Below are 16,403 nucleotides of genomic sequence, written 5' to 3'. Positions count from 1 at the left end.
TTAGGGTGAGGGGATCATGGCGCACGGTAAAACGGCTTATCCCCCAGGATCGTCGCCCGCTGCATAATCCGGCGCTGCGGAAGATAGTCCGCATTGGCGTAGTGCTGCGTCACGCGGTTATCCCAGATCGCCAGGTCGTTCTCCTGCCAGCGCCAGCGCACCTGAAACTCCGGCCTGGTGATATGCGCGAAGAGGAAGCTTAACAGCGCCTCGCTCTCTTTCTCGGACACGTCCACAATGCGCGTCGTGAACCCTTCGTTCACGAACAGCGCCTGCTTGCCCGTGACAGGATGGGTCCGCACCACCGGGTGCAGCAGCGGAGGATGTTTCGCAACCGCCTCCTGCCAGCGCTGATGCTCCTCTTCCGTTTTACGGTACTTGTACTCCTGGAACGATTTTTTGAAGTCGTGCTCCGCCCGCAGCCCGCTCAGCAGCGTCCGGAACGGCGCGGAGAGCGCCTCATACGCCGCAATCCCGCTGGTCCACAGCGTATCCCCCCCGGTTACCGGCAGCAGCTTCGCCGCCAGAATCGCCCCGGCGGGCGGCGTCTCGATAAAGGTCACGTCGGTATGCCAGTTGTCGTTGTCCGGCGGGTTATCGTTGTGGGTATCCAGAACGATAATCTCCTCCACCCCCTCCGCATGCGGATAGACAGGGTGGATATGCAGATCGCCAAAGCGCAGGGCCAGCGCGCGCTGCTGCTGCGGGGTGATCGCCTGTTCGCGCAGGAAAACGACCTGATGGCGCAGCACCGCGTGGTACAGCTGCTCGAACTGGTTATCGCTCAGCGGACGGGTCACATCCAGGCCCGACACCTGCGCGCCAATGTACGGCCCCAGCGGGGTAATGGTCAGACGTTCACTCATTGTATTTCTCCATGCCAGGGCGTCAGGCGACGCTGTAACGCGCGCAGCCCCAGTTCTAATCCGAAGGCGATCGCGGCGATCACCGCAATCCCTGCCAGCACCACGTCAGTCGCAAGAAACTCTCCCGCCGACTGCACCATAAACCCAAGGCCGCGCGTGGCCGCAATCAGCTCTGCCGCCACCAGCGTGGACCAGCCCACGCCGAGGCCGATGCGCAGCCCGGTTAAAATTTCCGGCAGCGCGCCCGGTAAAATCACGAACAGCAGCACCTGCGTGCGGCTGGCCCCCAGCGACTGCGCCGCGCGGATCCGCACCTGCTGGGCGCTCTTCACGCCCGCCAGCGCCGACATGGCAACCGGAGCGAAAATGGCCAGATAAATCAGCAGGATTTTTGACGTTTCACCGATGCCAAACCAGATCACCATCAGCGGCAGATAGGCCAGCGGCGGCACCGGACGGTAAAGCTCAATCAGCGGATCGAGAATACCGCGCACCGTCGGGCTTAAGCCCATCGCGATCCCGACCGGTATCCCGATAATTACCGCTGCCAGCAGCGCCACCAGAATACGCGCCAGACTGGCTCCAAGGTGCTGCCAGAGCGTGGCATCCATAAAGCCCTGCGGCCCGGCGATGGTAATGAGTTTGGCCAGCACCTGGCCCGGCGGCGGCAGAAACAGCGGGCTGACCCACTGCTGGGCAGCAACCGCCCACCACACCGCCAGAAGCACCAGCAGCGTACCGACGCTCAGCGTGATTTGGCGCGAGAAAGGCCAGTGCAGCGCCAGACGCGTGCGGCGCGTTTTTTCACTGAAGACGATGCTCATGAGAAAGCCTCCCGTTGTTCAAACACGCGGCTTAAGACGTATTCACGCTGTTCGATAAACAGCGGATCGGATTTGATGCTGCGCACGGGCTCTCCCGCGACGTAGCGGCGGGCGAAATCCAGCGGCAAGCGCTCCAGCACGCGGCCCGGCCCCGGCGAGAGCAGCACCAGCTCCGTCGCCATAAACACCGCCTCTTCGATATCGTGGGTAATCAACAGCACCTGCTTGCCCGTCTCGTGCCACAGGCGCAGCAGCAGGGTTTGCATCTGCTCGCGGGTGAAGGCATCCAGCGCCCCGAACGGCTCGTCCAGCAGCAACAGCTGCGGATTCGCGGCCAGCGCGCGGGCAATACCGACGCGCTGCCGCTGGCCGCCGGAAAGCTGCCAGATAAAGCGTTTTTCCGCCCCTTCCAGCCCCACTTTTTTCAGCATCGCCCGCGCCGTTTCCAGCCGCTGTTCGCGGTTGATGCCCGCAAGCTGTAGCCCAAACGCCACGTTTTCCTGCACGTTGCGCCAGGGAAGCAACCCTTCGTTCTGGAAGACCACGCCGCGCTCGGCGCCCGGGCCTTCCACCTTTTTGCCTTCCAGTTGAATAGTACCATGCTGATAAGGGACAAACCCGGCGATCAGATTCAGCAGCGTGGTTTTTCCGCACCCGGACGGGCCCAGCACCACCAGCAGCTCACCGCTGTCCAGCGTCAGGTTGATATCCTCCAGCGCGGGTTTCCCGCCGTAATCGGCGTACAGGTTCGTAATATTCAGCATGGCGTACTCCTTATTTCACAAAACGATCGGTCACGTACTGGCTGTAATCCGCCGCTACCGCAGGCACTTTGCCCTGCTCTTTCAGGAAGGTGGCGGTATCCACAATCGCTTTGTTCACCGGCCCGGTCAGCTGCTGCACCTGCTGCGCGGGGGTCAGATAGGTATTGCCTTTCACTAGCCCCGGCACGTCCGCTTCCGGCACGCCGCTCAGGCGGGAGAGTTTTTCCAGGTTGGCGGGCTGCTTCAGCCATTCATCCGGGTTAGAGATGTACGGCTGCTGGGCGTCAATCGCGCTTTTGGCGAAGGATTTCACCACTTCGGGATGTTTCTCGGCGAAGTCCTTGCGCACGACCCACACGTCGAGGGTTGGCGCGCCCCACTGGCCCACTTTTTCAGAGTCGGTCAGCACGGTGCCGTCTTTTTCCAGTTCGTTCACTGCCGGAGCCCAGACGTAAGCCCCGTCAATATCCCCGCGCTGCCAGGCGGCGATAATCGCCGGCGGCTGCAGGTTGATGATTTGTACCTGACCCGGCTTGATGCCCCAGTGTTTGAGCGCCGCCAGCAGGCTGTAGTGGGTGGTGGAGATAAACGGTACGGCGATGCGTTTGCCGATCAGATCTTCCGGTTTAGTGATGTTTTTCTTCACCACCAGCGCTTCAGAGTTACCGAGCTGCGAGGCGAGCAGGAAAACCTCGATCGGCACCTGCTGGCTGGCCGCAACCGCCAGCGGGCTGGAGCCGATATTACCGATCTGCACGTCGCCGGAGGCTAACGCACGCACAACGGACGCCCCGCTGTCGAACTTGCGCCAGTCGACTTTCGCGCCGCTCTCTTTCGCAAAGGTGTTGTCTGCCTGCGCGACTTTCGCCGGTTCCGCAGAGGTTTGATACGCGACGGTGACGTCCACCGCCTGCGCCTGAAATGCCCACAGCGCCAGTGCGCCGAGAAGTGTGATTCGCGATGAAATTGCCATAATGTCTGCTCCCCTTGTTGTTATGAGGGCAGTATTTCCGGCGCGGGAATTTTGATAAAGGAATAAAAATGAATCGCTCATAACGATTCGTTTTTAGATAAAAAGCGGGAAAGGATAGCGAATTTTGTGCGGTTCGTTTTTTTCCCTCTCCCCGTGGGAGAGGGTCAGGGTGAGGGCATCAGCGCTGCGCGTTCAGCTCAGCAATATCCTTCGGCGTGGTGCGACAGCATCCGCCAATCAGCTTCGCGCCGGCTTCCAGCCACTGCGGCAGATACCCTACCAGCGTCTCGCACGCTTCACCGTGGTGGTGCCAGGTTTTGGTTACCGCGTCATAATGCTCGCCTGAATTCGGATAGACCACCAGCGGCAGCGTCGTCAGGCTTTGCAGATGCTTCAGCGCTGCCGTAGTGTTTTCCAGGGCGATGCAGTTAATGCCCAGCGCGACAATCTGCGGAGAGTTTGCCAGCGCGCTGACCACCTCGCGCAGCGGCGTGCCGTCGCTCAGGTGTTCGCTGTCGCGCAGGGTAAAGGAGAACCACGCCCGGGCGCGGGGGTACCCGGCCAGAAGCGCCGCCAGCGCCTTGATCTCCACAAACGAAGGCAGCGTTTCGCAGGCCAGCAGGTCAGCGCCCGCATCCAGCAGCGCTTCCACGCGCGGGCGGTGGAAGGCAGTAAACTCCCCGGCGCTGCGCACGTAGTCGCCGCGATATTCTGAGCCATCCGCCAGATACGCGCCATACGGCCCAACAGATCCCGCCACCAGCAGCGTGCCCGCGTGCGGGTTTTCGGCCAGGTACGCTTCGCGCGCCTTACGCGCCAGCTCCACGCTTTTACCGATCAGCGCGCGGGACTGCGCTTCGTCCAGACCGCGCGCCGCAAACCCCGCAGGCGTGGCCTGATAGCTGGCGGTGATCGCCACCTGTGCCCCAGCCCGGTAGTAATCGAGATGCACTTCACGGATGAGTTCCGGGTTTTCCACCAGCACTTTGGCTGACCAGAGGCTGTCTGCCAGGTTACAGCCGCGCGCTTCCAGCTCCGTCGCCATCGCGCCATCCAGCACCACAAACGGCTGTTTTTCAAGGATGGCGGTAAGCGGGTTATTCTGCGACATGTTCAGGCTCCTGCGATGTCATATTTCGGGTCAGGTAGTACGCACCATAACACAGGGCGACAAACGGAAGCCCGCAATAAAGGGCAATGCGCTGGCTTGGGTCAAACCACAGGCCGACACAGGCCACCACGCAGAGGATAAAACCGAGCACCGGCACCAGCGGATACCACGGCGCGCGGTACTGCAGCGCAGAGAGCGGCTGCCCGGACTGCAGATGACGGCGACGGAAAACGAAGTGCGACGCGCAGATGCTGATCCACACCGCCACCACCGCAAAGCCAGAAATCGCCGAGAGCGCGACAAACACCGTGTCCGGGGCCACGACGCTTGAGAACAGCGCCAGCACGCCGCCGAGCATAGAGACCGAGAGCGCCGTCAGCGGCACGCCGTTTTTGTTCACGCGGGCAAAGCAGCGCGGCAGCGTTTTCTCATTCGACAGCGACCACAGCATGCGCCCGGAAGCGTACAGGCCCGAGTTCGCCGCCGAGAGGATCGCCGTCAGGATCACGAAGTTAACGATGTCTGCCGCGTAAGGAATACCGACCTTTTCAAACACCAGCACGAACGGGCTCTTTTCCACGCCCGCCTGCTGCATCGGGATCAGCGCCGCCAGCACAAACACGGTGCCGATAAAGAAGATAATCAGGCGCGCAATGGTGGTGCGGATCGCAACCGGAATCACCTTGTGCGGATTTTCCGTTTCGCCCGCCGCGATACCGATGAGCTCCGTCCCGGAGAAGGCAAAGTTCACTGCCACCATGGTCATCAGGATCGGCAGGCCGCCGTGCGGGAACCAGCCTTCGGCGGTGATGTTGCTTAAGCCCGGCGCGGGGGAACCGTCCTGCATCGGAATAAAGCCAAAGACCGCCGCCCCGCCAAGGATAATAAAGGCGATGATGGTGATGACTTTCACCAGGGAGAACCAGAATTCGCCTTCCGCAAAAAAGCGCGTCGAGATGACGTTCAGGCCAAAAATCACCACGCAGAAGACCACGCACCACGCCCAGACGGGCACCTGCGGGAACCAGTACTGCATGCAGAACCCCGCGGCGGTGAAGCTAGAGCCGAGCGCCACCGTCCAGGTGAGCCAGTAGAGCCACGCCACGGTGTAGCCCGTAGCCGGGCCAAGATAGCGGGCAGCATAGACGTGGAACGCGCCGGTTTCCGGCATCGCCACGGAAAGCTCGCCCAGACACTGCATCACCAGCCAGACCACCAGCGCGCCTATCAGGTACGCCAGCAGCGTGCCCGCCGCCCCGGTCGTTGAAATGATGTATCCGGTATTGAAGAATAACCCTGTCCCAATCACGCCACCCAGCGAGAGCATAATCAGGTGGCGTGTTTTCATGGTGCGCTTAAGCTGCCCATTTTCTTGTTGTGTTTGCATATTACCTTCTATACGTATGGACATCTAAACATCCAAAGAAGGTGTGTTATACCGCGATTGTTAATAAAAAGCTAGATGACCAGACGCAAACGGGCACGCCTCGCGCTGAGTCTGGGGTGGGTCGTGAGGATCACATAGAGAATCGGACGCCAGGCCATAAGCACCTCCGCAAGCAGATACTTACAGCATGGTGCGGGAAGCGGCGAACTTCGGTCAGTCGAAAGTGGTATCCGCGAAGAGCGGATTCATACCGCAACACTGCCCGCAGGACGGGTAAGGCGCAGCCGCTACCCGGTACAGGGTTGGTAATTCTCACAATCAGTTCTATAGTCGACACAGTTTCTTAGTAACAGGACTGACTGATGCGCTTTAACGGACTGACCAAAGGTTTCTTCATTTTTATTCTCGCCCTCGTCACCTGGGCCTTCTTCGACATACTGTCGCCCTACTTCTCCGCGATACTGTGGGCCGCCATTCTGACCGTCATCTTCAATCCGGTAAAAAACAGGCTGCGCGCCGCGCTGGGGGATCGCAACGGGCTTGCCTCGCTGTTGACCATTGGCATTATCTGCCTGATCGTTTTTATTCCGTTGATGGTTATCCTCTCCTCGCTCGCCATTGAGCTGAACATGGTGTACACAAAGCTCCAGGAGAACAACACCCAGTTTCCGGAAGTGGTGGCGAGCATCTTCAACCATCTGCCTGACTGGGCCAGCGGCTTCCTGGCGGATCACAACCTGACCAACGCGGCGCAGATCCAGAAAAAACTCTCTGATGTCGCCCTGCAGGGCGGGCAATATCTCGCCGGCAGCGCGTTCCTGATTGGCAAGGGCACGTTTGGCTTTGCGATTAGCTTCGGCATCATGCTTTATCTGCTGTTCTTCCTGCTGAAAGACGGCCCGTATCTGGTGCGCCAGATCCTCGACTCCCTGCCGCTGTCTGATTTCGCCAAGCAACACCTGTTCGCCAAATTCGTCGGCGTGTCGCGTGCCACGGCAAAAGGAACGGCGGCGGTAGCGGTGGTTCAGGGCATCCTCGGCGGGATTGCGTTTGCTATTGCCGGTATTGACGGCAGCGTGCTCTGGGGCGCGCTGATGGCCTTCCTCTCGCTGGTGCCCGCCATCGGCTCGGCGATTGTCTGGGTTCCCGCCGCCATCTTCCTGTTCGCCACCCATCAGCTTTGGCAAGGGCTGTTTATTGTCGGCTTCTTCGTGATTATCGTCGGGCTGGTGGACAATATCCTGCGCCCGCTGCTGGTCGGGAAAGACACCAAAATGCCGGACTATCTGATTCTGATCTCCACCCTCGGCGGCATGGAGCTGTACGGCATCAACGGCTTTGTGATTGGGCCGCTCATTGCCGCGCTGTTTATCGCCTGCTGGAACCTCTTCTCAGGGCGCGATCACGAAGGTAACGCCGAAGAGCTGGACCCCGACTTCATCGAAGAAGGAAAAAATCCTCCAGAATTGTGAGGATGTGACGATATAGACCACACCAGGCGGCGCTGTGCCGCCTTTTTTTTCGCCTTAAATCAAACGTTTTCTATAATTTGAAAGAACGCCATCCTACTCATGTCGTAAAAGGATCATCAGGTGCGAATCGCAACGATAACAAACTGGGCCTACGGTGCCACGGTCTGCCTGACCATCGCCTCCGGCATCATCATGCTGATGGCGTCCAGCGCTGATACCCTCGAGCGTCAGGCTGTTGAACAACGGCAGAAATTTGATCAGCTCACGGAAGATATCGAAACCGATATCTGGGCCCAGTCTGATTTAGCACGGCTGTACGTCATTAAAAAAGATCCTCAGGTTCTCAAGGAATATAACCAGGCGGAAAACAGCCTGAAGAGCATCGAGCTTCGGCTGGAAAAGTTGCAGGATAACGGCGCATCGGATGAAGAACTGGCCCTGCTGCATGAAGGAATAAAGATCGTCGACGAGCTGCAGGACGAACAGCAAACCGCCCTTTCCAGCCTTGAGCGAGGAGAAGACGCGCAGGCCGTTGCGCTACTCTACGGTGCGCCCTATGAGCAGGAGCTGGAGCGCGCGCAGAACCAGCTCGATCACTTCCGCCAGATACTCGACAAACGCGTCATCGCCTCCGTTCAGGACGCGACAAAAAAATCGAAAGCGCTGCGTACGGCCTCTGAGCTGATGGTCGGCCTGACCGCCCTGCTGTTCCTGTTTGTTCTCGGCTTTATATTAAAGCGCCGCGTGCTGCGTCCCGTGGTGCGTCTGAGCGACGTGGTGCACCGCCTGGCATCCCAGGATTACGCGGTTGAAACGCCCAATTTCAACCAGATTGATGAGATTGGCGACATGGCCCAGGCCATCCGCATCTTCCGCGAAAACGGCCTGGCGCGACAGCGTCTGGAAAAAGAGCGCGATGCCGACTGGGCCATCCGCGAGCTGCTGGCCCGCATGACGCAGCGGCTGCAGGGGTGTGAGAACTTTAACGATGTGATTAACGTGGCGGAGCTGTTTGCGCCTAATATCGCGCCGGGTATCGCGGGCCGACTTTACGTCCTTGACCGCGATCCGTGGCAGATGCGCTGCGTCGCGCACTGGCTTTCACCGGTTGGTGAAGAGACGACGTTCCACCCTGACGAGTGCTGGGCCGTGCGCCGCGGGCAGAGCCACCCGCCGGTAAACGGTGAGCCGGATATCGCCTGCTACCATCTTCCGGCATCGCAAGCTGAAAGCTCGCTGTGCGTGCCGCTTATCGCCCAGGGCGAGGCCATTGGCCTGCTCTCATTCCAGAATATTACGGCGGACAACGCCCCATCCCGCGCCTATCTGGAACTGATGGCCGAAGCGCTCGGTCTGGCGCTGGCCAACCAGCGTCTGCGCGACGCGTTGCTGGAAAAAGCCTTGTTCGACCCGCTCACCGGCCTGCGTAATCGTCATCATCTGGAAGATACCCTGCAAACCCAAACGGCACAGGCGTTGCGCACCGGCGAACCGTTAAGCTGCATGATGATCGACATCGATCACTTCAAGAGCATCAATGACCGCTTCGGCCATGAAGCGGGCGATCAGGTGATTAAAAGCGTGGCGTCAATTGTTCAGCGGGCCGCACATGACAACGGACTCGCATTCCGCTACGGGGGCGAGGAGTTTCTGGTCCTGCTTCCCGGTGCCGATGAACCAGAGGCGCACGCCTGCGCGCAGAAGATTTACAATAGCGTGCATGAGCTGTCGCTTCGCTACGGGCTGACCGAGATTGGGCCGGTGGATGTGTCGATTGGCATTGCCAGCTACCCGCAACATGCCCAGACTGACAACCTGCTGCGCGCCGCGGATGTGGCCTTGTACCGGGCGAAAGAGCTGGGCCGCGCGCGGATTGTGAGCTTTGGGATGCTGGAGGCGGGTTAGCTATTATTTTCACGCCACTGCTTTACCATCTCATCCGTAACTTCATTTTTATAACAAATGGGAGCATAGCCTCCCGCTTTACTCCATGCGCTGCGTCTGCCGCAGGCGCTTCCGTTTCTGGCCCGGTTAAAAGGACAGGCGCATACTCCGGGATAAGATGCGATCGACTCTGCAATAACGTTCTCTTTAACCTGTTCACTGGAAACTGAACTGTTTTTTGCCATAGCGATGTCCGCAACAAAAAAGCAGCACACAGCGCAAAGCACCATCAAGAATGGTCTTTTTTTCATTTTTTGATTCGTTTTAAGGAAGGGTGTGCACACGATAAGCGGCGAATGAAAGAGATAATCTGATTTACATCAATGAATCTAATTCGTCAGGAACAACAAACCTTACACGTTCTCGCTTGAGAAATAGAAAACTTTAAATTACATATTTCGTCACTATTTCTCAGTAAGAACCTGTCCTGCCACAATTACCGTTGTGATAAGTAGCCCTCCTTTGTGACGGCGAAAAGGTTTAAACTTTTCGTGATATTCTTTCTTTACGCCCCTTAATTTTTATACTCAAACCATATTCGCCACTGTATTAACACATGTCACGTGACCTGCCCCCACGATTAGATACAACACTCAGTTAGTAACGTCGGAATCTTCATTCTCAGAATGACCCTTTCTCCAGCCCGCTGCAAATTCAGACGGTGTCTGATAATTCAGCGTGGAGTGCGGGCGGCATTCGTTATAATCCTGCCGCCAGTCATTAATAATTTTCCTGGCATGAACGATATCGCTGAACCAGTGCTCATTCAAACATTCATCGCGAAATCGTCCGTTAAAGCTCTCAATAAATCCGTTCTGCGTTGGCTTGCCCGGCTGGATTAAGCGCAACTCAACACCATGCTCAAAGGCCCATTGATCCAGTGCACGGCAAGTGAACTCCGGCCCCTGGTCAGTTCTTATCGTCGCCGGATAGCCTCGAAACAGTGCAATGCTGTCCAGAATACGCGTGACCTGAACGCCTGAAATCCCAAAGGCAACAGTGACCGTCAGGCATTCCTTTGTGAAATCATCGACGCAGGTAAGACACTTGATCCTGCGACCGGTGGAAAGTGCGTCCATGACGAAATCCATCGACCAGGTCAGATTGGGCGCCGCCGGACGGAGCAGCGGCAGACGTTCTGTTGCCAGCCCTTTACGACGTCTTCTGCGTTTTACGCCCAGGCCACTGAGGTGATAAAGCCGGTACACGCGCTTATGATTAACATGAAGCCCTTCACGGCGCAGCAACTGCCAAATACGACGGTAGCCAAAACGCCTGCGCTCCAGTGCCAGCTCAGTGATGCGCCCTGATAAATGCGCATCAGCAGCCGGACGGTGAGCCTCATAGCGGCAGGTCGACAGGGATAAACCTGTAAGCCTGCAGGCACGACGTTGCGACAGACCGGTCGCATCACACATCAACATCACGGCTTCCCGCTTCTGGTCTGTCGTCAGTACTTTCGCCCAAGAGCCACCTGAAGCGCCTCTTTATCCAGCATGGCTTCGGCAAGCAGCTTCTTGAGTCTGGCGTTCTCTTCCTCAAGCGACTTCAGGCGCTTAACTTCAGGCACCTCCATACCGCCATACTTCTTACGCCAGGTGTAAAACGTGGCATCGGAAATGGCATGCTTGCGGCAGAGTTCACGGGCGGGTACCCCAGCTTCGGCTTCGCGGAGAATACTGATGATCTGTTCGTCGGAAAAACGCTTCTTCATGGGGATGTCCTCATGTGGCTTATGAAGACATTACTAACATCGGGGTGTACTAATCAACGGGGAGCAGGTCAACGGCTATCCAAAGCCGTAGGGCTAACGACAGGATCGAAACATGGAATTATATCATGGTTCCCATGGTGAGCATGTGCTCGCCTATAAAAAACATATTGAACGAGTCGTCAATGATGCTATCAGTGAATTCCCCAGAACAATGGCGTTACGTGTTGATGTTCATTATCCACCCATTTTAGACAGAGGTGACACTGTTTGCTGTTTTCCTAATCTAGAGCCTGGTGCCATATCCCGTTTCCGTAATGCATTAAATGCCATGTTGGAGGCCAATGAGAGAACCAGAGCAGCTAACGGCAAAAGAATATATCCAAACCGTGTTCGTCATGTTTGGGCACGGGAGTTTTCCGAAGAAGGAAAATGTCACTTTCACCTTGGTCTTTTTTTTAATAAAGATGCTTATTACCATTTAGGTGATTATGAGGCTGAAAGAAATTTAAGGATGATGATTGTAAGAGCATGGTATAGCGCACTGGGATTGGAACTGGATGATTATCCGGGATTGGTTCACTACCCTGAAAATTGTCGTTATATTTTAGACGTCAATGATTTTAACTTTGAAGGAGAATACAATAAATTACTGAATCGTCTCGACTACCTAGCTAAACTCGATACAAAAGCATATGGAGATGGCGACCGTAGCTTCGGCTGCAGTCGCGGGTAATTTATTTTTTACAGCAATGGCCTTTCTTATGGATGGAAAGGCCAGACCTTATATATCAAGAAGATGGTGAGCGATAAAGTATTGTTTTCAAGTAATCATCTGTTGCAGTAAACTCAGGGAGTTGGCCACTCATGGCCTGTGTTAGTGGAATAATCTTTGTCCTGACTCCCATCCCCCTGAAATCAACGTAACCATAATCACGTAAGACTTCCATAATAATCGTATTGCGTGGTGATCGCTGACCTGTAACCATCTTTTCAATCGACATCGAATTATTCAGCGCCCCTGGGCTAATAACTTCAAATCGATTGCTATACAAGCCAATCTCTATCTCAACAAAGCGTGTCCAGTCACGATGAGCCAGTGCATTTACAACAGTTTCGCGAATAGCTTCCAGTGGATAATACCAGGTTGTTTCCCGACGTAGATGCGTATCGGGTAGAGGGGCCTCTGAAGTGATAAAGGGCATGATAGTTGACATCAAACGCTCAATCAATCCACCATCGATCAAAGCCTTTCCGGCTTCCTCAGTATCAAAACGCCCAACCATTGGACCATCCAGAATATCATCGAGTAACGGTTGGTACTCCTTATCCTCGCTGGCAAACGCAAAGACTCGGATATCTGGTCGATGCGAGAGTTCAACCATTTTGATTTTGAACTCAACGGGATAATTAGGGCTTTTTTTACGCACTGTGGTTAATGATTTCATGGATAGTGTCCACCATATTTGGTGTCCACTATCCTCTCAGGAATTTCAGGATCTGCCAGACGGTGCTGAGACGACGCTTACGAATGTTATACCCCCTGCTGCAGTGGAAAGACGTGGTGACAGATACCCCTTCCCCACATTCAGGCAGCAACTCTTTCATCAGTAGCAGGCGGGAATCAATATGAGCAGGATCGGTGTGGTTAAAACGATGAAGGAGCGATTTTGTCCGCAAAGAATCCGCTTTTATGGCGGGTTCAGCAGGGAAAAAGTAATCCCCATCTTTAAGACGGACACGTTCCACCCTGGTATCAGCGCAGGGCGGCAATTTATCATTCATTAATTCTGTTTCCTCCGTATGCAGCGTGGAGCCTTTCCTGTTACCGGTTTTATCCGGATGTATGCTGTCCCGTGAAGTGGCGGGCAAACTCACTTCTAAAAAATTACGGCCAGATCTTGTCATGCCTATCACAAAGTATCATAACCGAGCATTGTGTAAAGATGAAAACCGTCAAATTGAGCGCAATCGAGCTGCATGATATGATCAGAACCCTACTAAATCAGAAGTATTGGGTATGAGATTACTTTTGAGGAAGCACGTAAATGAAACGAGTGGTTCTGTTTTCATGTGGGAGCGCTTGTCGCTCCCTGAATAGTCCATGTGACAATGAAGATTAAACAGCATCATAACCAGCATGATGCCGTTGCATTTCTTGCATATCGGCAGACTACATCAGAACCCGGTAACCTTGGATGCTGGGATAATGGCAGAGAAGAGGCACTTACTGTATCTACGGTAAAAAGCGGTTTTGTCGATGAAGTTTTAAAGGAAACCCTCCAGAAACGCTGATGAAATTGCGCAGTTTCGCTGGCCTGATGCGACAACAACTCGCCAGTAGAATGGGTATTTCTTACAAATACCTGCGCAGCATAGAAGCAAACCCATCCAGAGCGAGCATTACTACACTTAACCATTATGCCAAGAAGTGTGGTGTTAAAAGCCCTTTGATTTATCTGTAAATAAGATAAAACATGATAATTTCATCAAGTTGCATGGTAATTTATCCAGGATCCATTTGTGTCCAGGACGTAAGTCTTCACAGCTGTCGAATCAATTCTATTTCGTAAGGCGGCTCACGTTTTTATGCCCTGAGCAGTGCTTTTCCGGCTGGAACTTTCCCCCACTCATTCACTGTGATTTAATATGCTAAACCGGTTTAATTAAGTTTAGCCTTGGAGGGTTTTAGCATGAAAGCAAAAGTTTGGGTTCTGGGCGACGCAGTGGTGGACCTGCTACCGGAGAGTGAAGGGCGCTTGCTACAGTGCCCTGGAGGCGCGCCGGCTAACGTGGCGGTAGGGGTTGCCCGCCTTGGCGGCAACAGCGGATTTATCGGCCGCGTCGGCGGTGACCCGTTTGGCCGCTACATGCGTCATACCCTGCAACAGGAGCAGGTCGACGTCAGCCATATGTATCTTGACGATCATCACCGCACGTCCACTGTGGTGGTCGACCTTGATGACCAAGGTGAACGCACCTTTACCTTTATGGTACGCCCCAGCGCTGACCTGTTCCTGGCTGAAGAAGACCTGCCACAGTTTGCCGCCGGACAGTGGTTGCACATCTGCTCCATCGCGCTCAGCGCCGAGCCCAGCCGCAGTGCTACCTTCGCGGCTATGGAGAACATCAAACGTGCCGGTGGCCGGGTGAGCTTTGACCCTAATATCCGCCTGGATCTCTGGCAAGATCAGAACCTGTTGCACGCCTGTCTCGACCGCGCCCTGCGTCTGGCGAACGTGGTGAAACTGTCCGAAGAAGAGCTGATACTCATCAGCGGGAGTAATGATATCGCGCAGGGGATCGCCAGCATCACTGAGCGTTATCAGCCTGAATTACTGCTGGTGACTCAGGGTAAAGCGGGCGTCATCGCCGCATTCCAGCAGCAGTTTATCCATTTCAGCGCTAAACCGGTTGTCAGCGTGGATACCACCGGTGCGGGCGATGCGTTTGTCGCCGGACTGCTTGCCAGCCTTGCTGCCAACGGGATGCCGGCGGATATCAATGCCCTGGAGCCAACGCTCGCTCTGGCGCAAACCTGCGGTGCCCTGGCAACCCTGGCGAAAGGCGCGATGACTGCCCTGCCATACCAGCGCGATCTACACCGCCAGATTTGATCCTAAATACCGTCGTACGCGGTCCACTTTGTTGCATCCATCACACTTATTAAACCGGTTTAGCAAAATCAATTTCAAAATGTTAAATGTCGTGCTTAACATTGCAACTAAACCGGTTTAGTAAAAACACACAATTTTTTATTTTCCTTTTGGGATGCAATCAATATGTTCAGAAAAAGCACACTCGCGGTTCTTATCGCTTTGCTAACCGGCGCCGCCTCAGCCCATGCACAAACGGATCTCAGCAGTATCGAAGCCCGTTTAATTGCGCTGGAAAAACGCTTACAGGATGCCGAAAACAGAGCGCAAACGGCAGAAACCCGCGCAGAGTCGGCAGAGAAGAAAGTACAGCAGCTCACGACACAGCAACAAAAAACCCAGGACAGCACTCAGGAAGTGGCTCAGCGTACCGCCAAACTGGAGAAAAAAGCCGATGAGAAAAGCGGGTTTGAGTTCCACGGCTACGCCCGCTCCGGCGTGATAATGAATGACTCCGGCGCCAGCACCAAATCCGGAGCCTACATGACGCCAGCAGGGGAAACCGGTGGGGCTATTGGCCGCCTGGGAAACCAGGCCGATACCTATGTTGAAATGAATCTTGAACATAAGCAGACCCTGGATAACGGGGCAACGACCCGCTTCAAAGTCATGGTCGCCGACGGTCAAACCACTTATAACGACTGGACGGCGAGCACCAGTGATTTGAACGTGCGTCAGGCCTTTGTTGAACTGGGCAACTTGCCCACCTTCGACGGGCCGTTTAAAGGCTCCACCCTGTGGGCCGGGAAACGCTTTGACCGGGATAACTTTGACATTCACTGGATCGACTCGGATGTCGTGTTCCTCGCCGGTACCGGCGGCGGTATTTACGATGTCAGGTGGAACGACAGCGTTCGCAGCAACTTCTCTCTTTACGGGCGTAACTTCGGCGATATTGCTGATACCAGCAACAGTGTGCAGAACTACATCGTCAGCATGAACAATTTCATCGGGCCGGTGCAGATGATGGTCAGCGGGATGCGGGCAAAAGACAACGACGAACGCCAGGATACCAACGGTAATCCGGTCAAAGGCGATGCGGCAAATACCGGTGTACATGCGCTGCTCGGGTTGCACAACGACAGTTTTTACGGCCTGCGTGAAGGTGCCAGCAAAACCGCCCTGCTCTACGGTCACGGACTGGGTGCCGAAGTTAAAGGTGTCGGCTCTGACGGCGCGTTACGCTCGGGGGCTAACACCTGGCGCTTCGCCAGCTACGGCACCACGCCACTGAGCAAGAACTGGTTTATCGCCCCGGCGATACTGGCACAAACCAGTAAAGACCGTTATGTCGATGGCGACAGCTACCAGTGGGCAACCCTCAACATGCGTCTGATCCAGGAGATCAATCAAAACTTCGCCCTCGCTTATGAAGGCAGTTACCAGTATATGGATCTCAAACCTGAAGGTTATAACGATCGCCATGCGGTAAACGGCAGCTTCTACAAGCTCACCTTCGCCCCGACCTTTAAGGTTGGCGACATCGGCGATTTCTTCAGCCGTCCTGAAATCCGTCTTTACACCTCGTGGATGGACTGGAGCAAAAAACTCAATAATTACGCCAGCGATGACGCGCTGGGCAGCAGTGGTTTTAAATCGGGCGGCGAATGGTCGTTCGGGATGCAGATGGAAACCTGGTTTTGATGGTTAACACCTGGCGACAGTAACCGCCGGGGCGACAAAATACGTTTCGTC

At 55.4% G+C, this 16,403-nt stretch carries 16 protein-coding genes; 6 read left to right on the top strand and 10 right to left on the bottom strand.

The genetic code is table 11. The annotated features are described in order from the left end of the window. Positions 1-14: 14 nt before the first annotated feature. The 6 genes from tauD to mmuP form a co-directional block, all read right to left on the bottom strand. Entirely contained in the window at positions 15-866 is an 852-nt protein-coding gene (gene tauD / locus LBF07_RS15915) for a taurine dioxygenase (protein ID WP_094935821.1), read from the bottom strand. Beyond that, entirely contained in the window at positions 863-1,690 is an 828-nt protein-coding gene (gene tauC, locus LBF07_RS15910; protein WP_094935822.1) for a taurine ABC transporter permease TauC, read from the bottom strand. The genes tauD and tauC overlap by 4 nt, the downstream gene beginning before the upstream one ends. Continuing rightward, on the bottom strand, positions 1,687-2,454 hold the full coding sequence (gene tauB, locus LBF07_RS15905) for a taurine ABC transporter ATP-binding subunit (protein ID WP_023334655.1): 768 nt from the start codon (positions 2,452-2,454) through the stop codon (positions 1,687-1,689). The genes tauC and tauB overlap by 4 nt, the downstream gene beginning before the upstream one ends. 10 nt (positions 2,455-2,464) lie before the next feature. Then, complete coding sequence (gene tauA / locus LBF07_RS15900; protein ID WP_069303717.1) at positions 2,465-3,427, bottom strand: taurine ABC transporter substrate-binding protein; 963 nt, start codon at positions 3,425-3,427, stop codon at positions 2,465-2,467. A 178-nt stretch (positions 3,428-3,605) separates the two neighbouring features. Beyond that, positions 3,606-4,538, bottom strand: a complete 933-nt coding sequence (gene mmuM, locus LBF07_RS15895) for a homocysteine S-methyltransferase (RefSeq protein ID WP_094935823.1) — start codon at positions 4,536-4,538, stop codon at positions 3,606-3,608. Further along, positions 4,525-5,925, bottom strand: a complete 1,401-nt coding sequence (gene mmuP / locus LBF07_RS15890; RefSeq protein ID WP_023334652.1) for an S-methylmethionine permease — start codon at positions 5,923-5,925, stop codon at positions 4,525-4,527. The genes mmuM and mmuP overlap by 14 nt, the downstream gene beginning before the upstream one ends. A gap of 362 nt (positions 5,926-6,287) precedes the next feature. Between mmuP and LBF07_RS15885 the strand changes: the two genes are divergently transcribed. Beyond that, positions 6,288-7,397 carry an AI-2E family transporter gene (locus LBF07_RS15885; RefSeq protein WP_094935824.1) on the top strand — a complete coding sequence of 370 codons (1,110 nt, stop codon included), beginning with the start codon at positions 6,288-6,290 and terminating at the stop codon, positions 7,395-7,397. A gap of 120 nt (positions 7,398-7,517) precedes the next feature. Beyond that, positions 7,518-9,302, top strand: a complete 1,785-nt coding sequence (locus tag LBF07_RS15880) for a diguanylate cyclase (RefSeq protein ID WP_094935825.1) — start codon at positions 7,518-7,520, stop codon at positions 9,300-9,302. Here LBF07_RS15880 and LBF07_RS15875 read toward each other — a convergent pair. Beyond that, positions 9,299-9,592, bottom strand: a complete 294-nt coding sequence (locus LBF07_RS15875) for a hypothetical protein (protein WP_071884809.1) — start codon at positions 9,590-9,592, stop codon at positions 9,299-9,301. The two genes, LBF07_RS15880 and LBF07_RS15875, sit on opposite strands and share 4 nt — an antisense overlap. Positions 9,593-9,934: 342 nt before the next feature. Next, a protein-coding gene (locus LBF07_RS15870) for an IS3-like element ISSen4 family transposase (RefSeq protein WP_087451024.1) occupies positions 9,935-11,055 on the bottom strand; the annotation gives its coding sequence in 2 pieces (ribosomal slippage) (positions 9,935-10,797 and positions 10,797-11,055; 1,122 coding nt in all). Between the two features lie 112 nt (positions 11,056-11,167). Here LBF07_RS15870 and LBF07_RS15865 point away from each other — a divergent pair. After that, positions 11,168-11,788, top strand: coding sequence for an inovirus Gp2 family protein (locus LBF07_RS15865; protein WP_008321072.1), 621 nt, complete (start codon positions 11,168-11,170; stop codon positions 11,786-11,788). A gap of 55 nt (positions 11,789-11,843) precedes the next feature. On the opposite strand, the gene LBF07_RS15860 is transcribed toward LBF07_RS15865, so the two are convergent. Continuing rightward, positions 11,844-12,500 (bottom strand): ATP-binding protein, encoded by a 657-nt coding sequence (locus tag LBF07_RS15860; RefSeq protein WP_003029581.1) that lies wholly within the window; start codon positions 12,498-12,500, stop codon positions 11,844-11,846. 28 nt (positions 12,501-12,528) lie between these two features. Continuing rightward, entirely contained in the window at positions 12,529-12,837 is a 309-nt protein-coding gene (locus LBF07_RS15855) for a maltose acetyltransferase domain-containing protein (RefSeq protein ID WP_003029582.1), read from the bottom strand. Positions 12,838-13,346: 509 nt separating this feature from the next. On the opposite strand from LBF07_RS15855, the gene LBF07_RS24755 reads away from it, so the two are divergent. From LBF07_RS24755 to LBF07_RS15840, 3 genes are all read left to right on the top strand, one after another. Further along, entirely contained in the window at positions 13,347-13,517 is a 171-nt protein-coding gene (locus tag LBF07_RS24755) for a helix-turn-helix domain-containing protein (RefSeq protein WP_077258089.1), read from the top strand. Positions 13,518-13,745: 228 nt separating this feature from the next. Further along, positions 13,746-14,669, top strand: coding sequence for an aminoimidazole riboside kinase (locus LBF07_RS15845; protein ID WP_003029584.1), 924 nt, complete (start codon positions 13,746-13,748; stop codon positions 14,667-14,669). A 165-nt stretch (positions 14,670-14,834) separates the two neighbouring features. Beyond that, entirely contained in the window at positions 14,835-16,352 is a 1,518-nt protein-coding gene (locus LBF07_RS15840) for a carbohydrate porin (RefSeq protein ID WP_003029587.1), read from the top strand. Positions 16,353-16,403: the final 51 nt, after the last annotated feature.

The sequence above is a fragment of the Enterobacter cloacae complex sp. ECL352 genome, assembly GCF_020149545.1.
GTDB lineage: Bacteria > Pseudomonadota > Gammaproteobacteria > Enterobacterales > Enterobacteriaceae > Enterobacter > Enterobacter asburiae_B.
The sequence above is the reverse complement of the archived record's forward strand: the minus strand, read 5'-3'. Positions and strand labels throughout refer to the sequence as shown.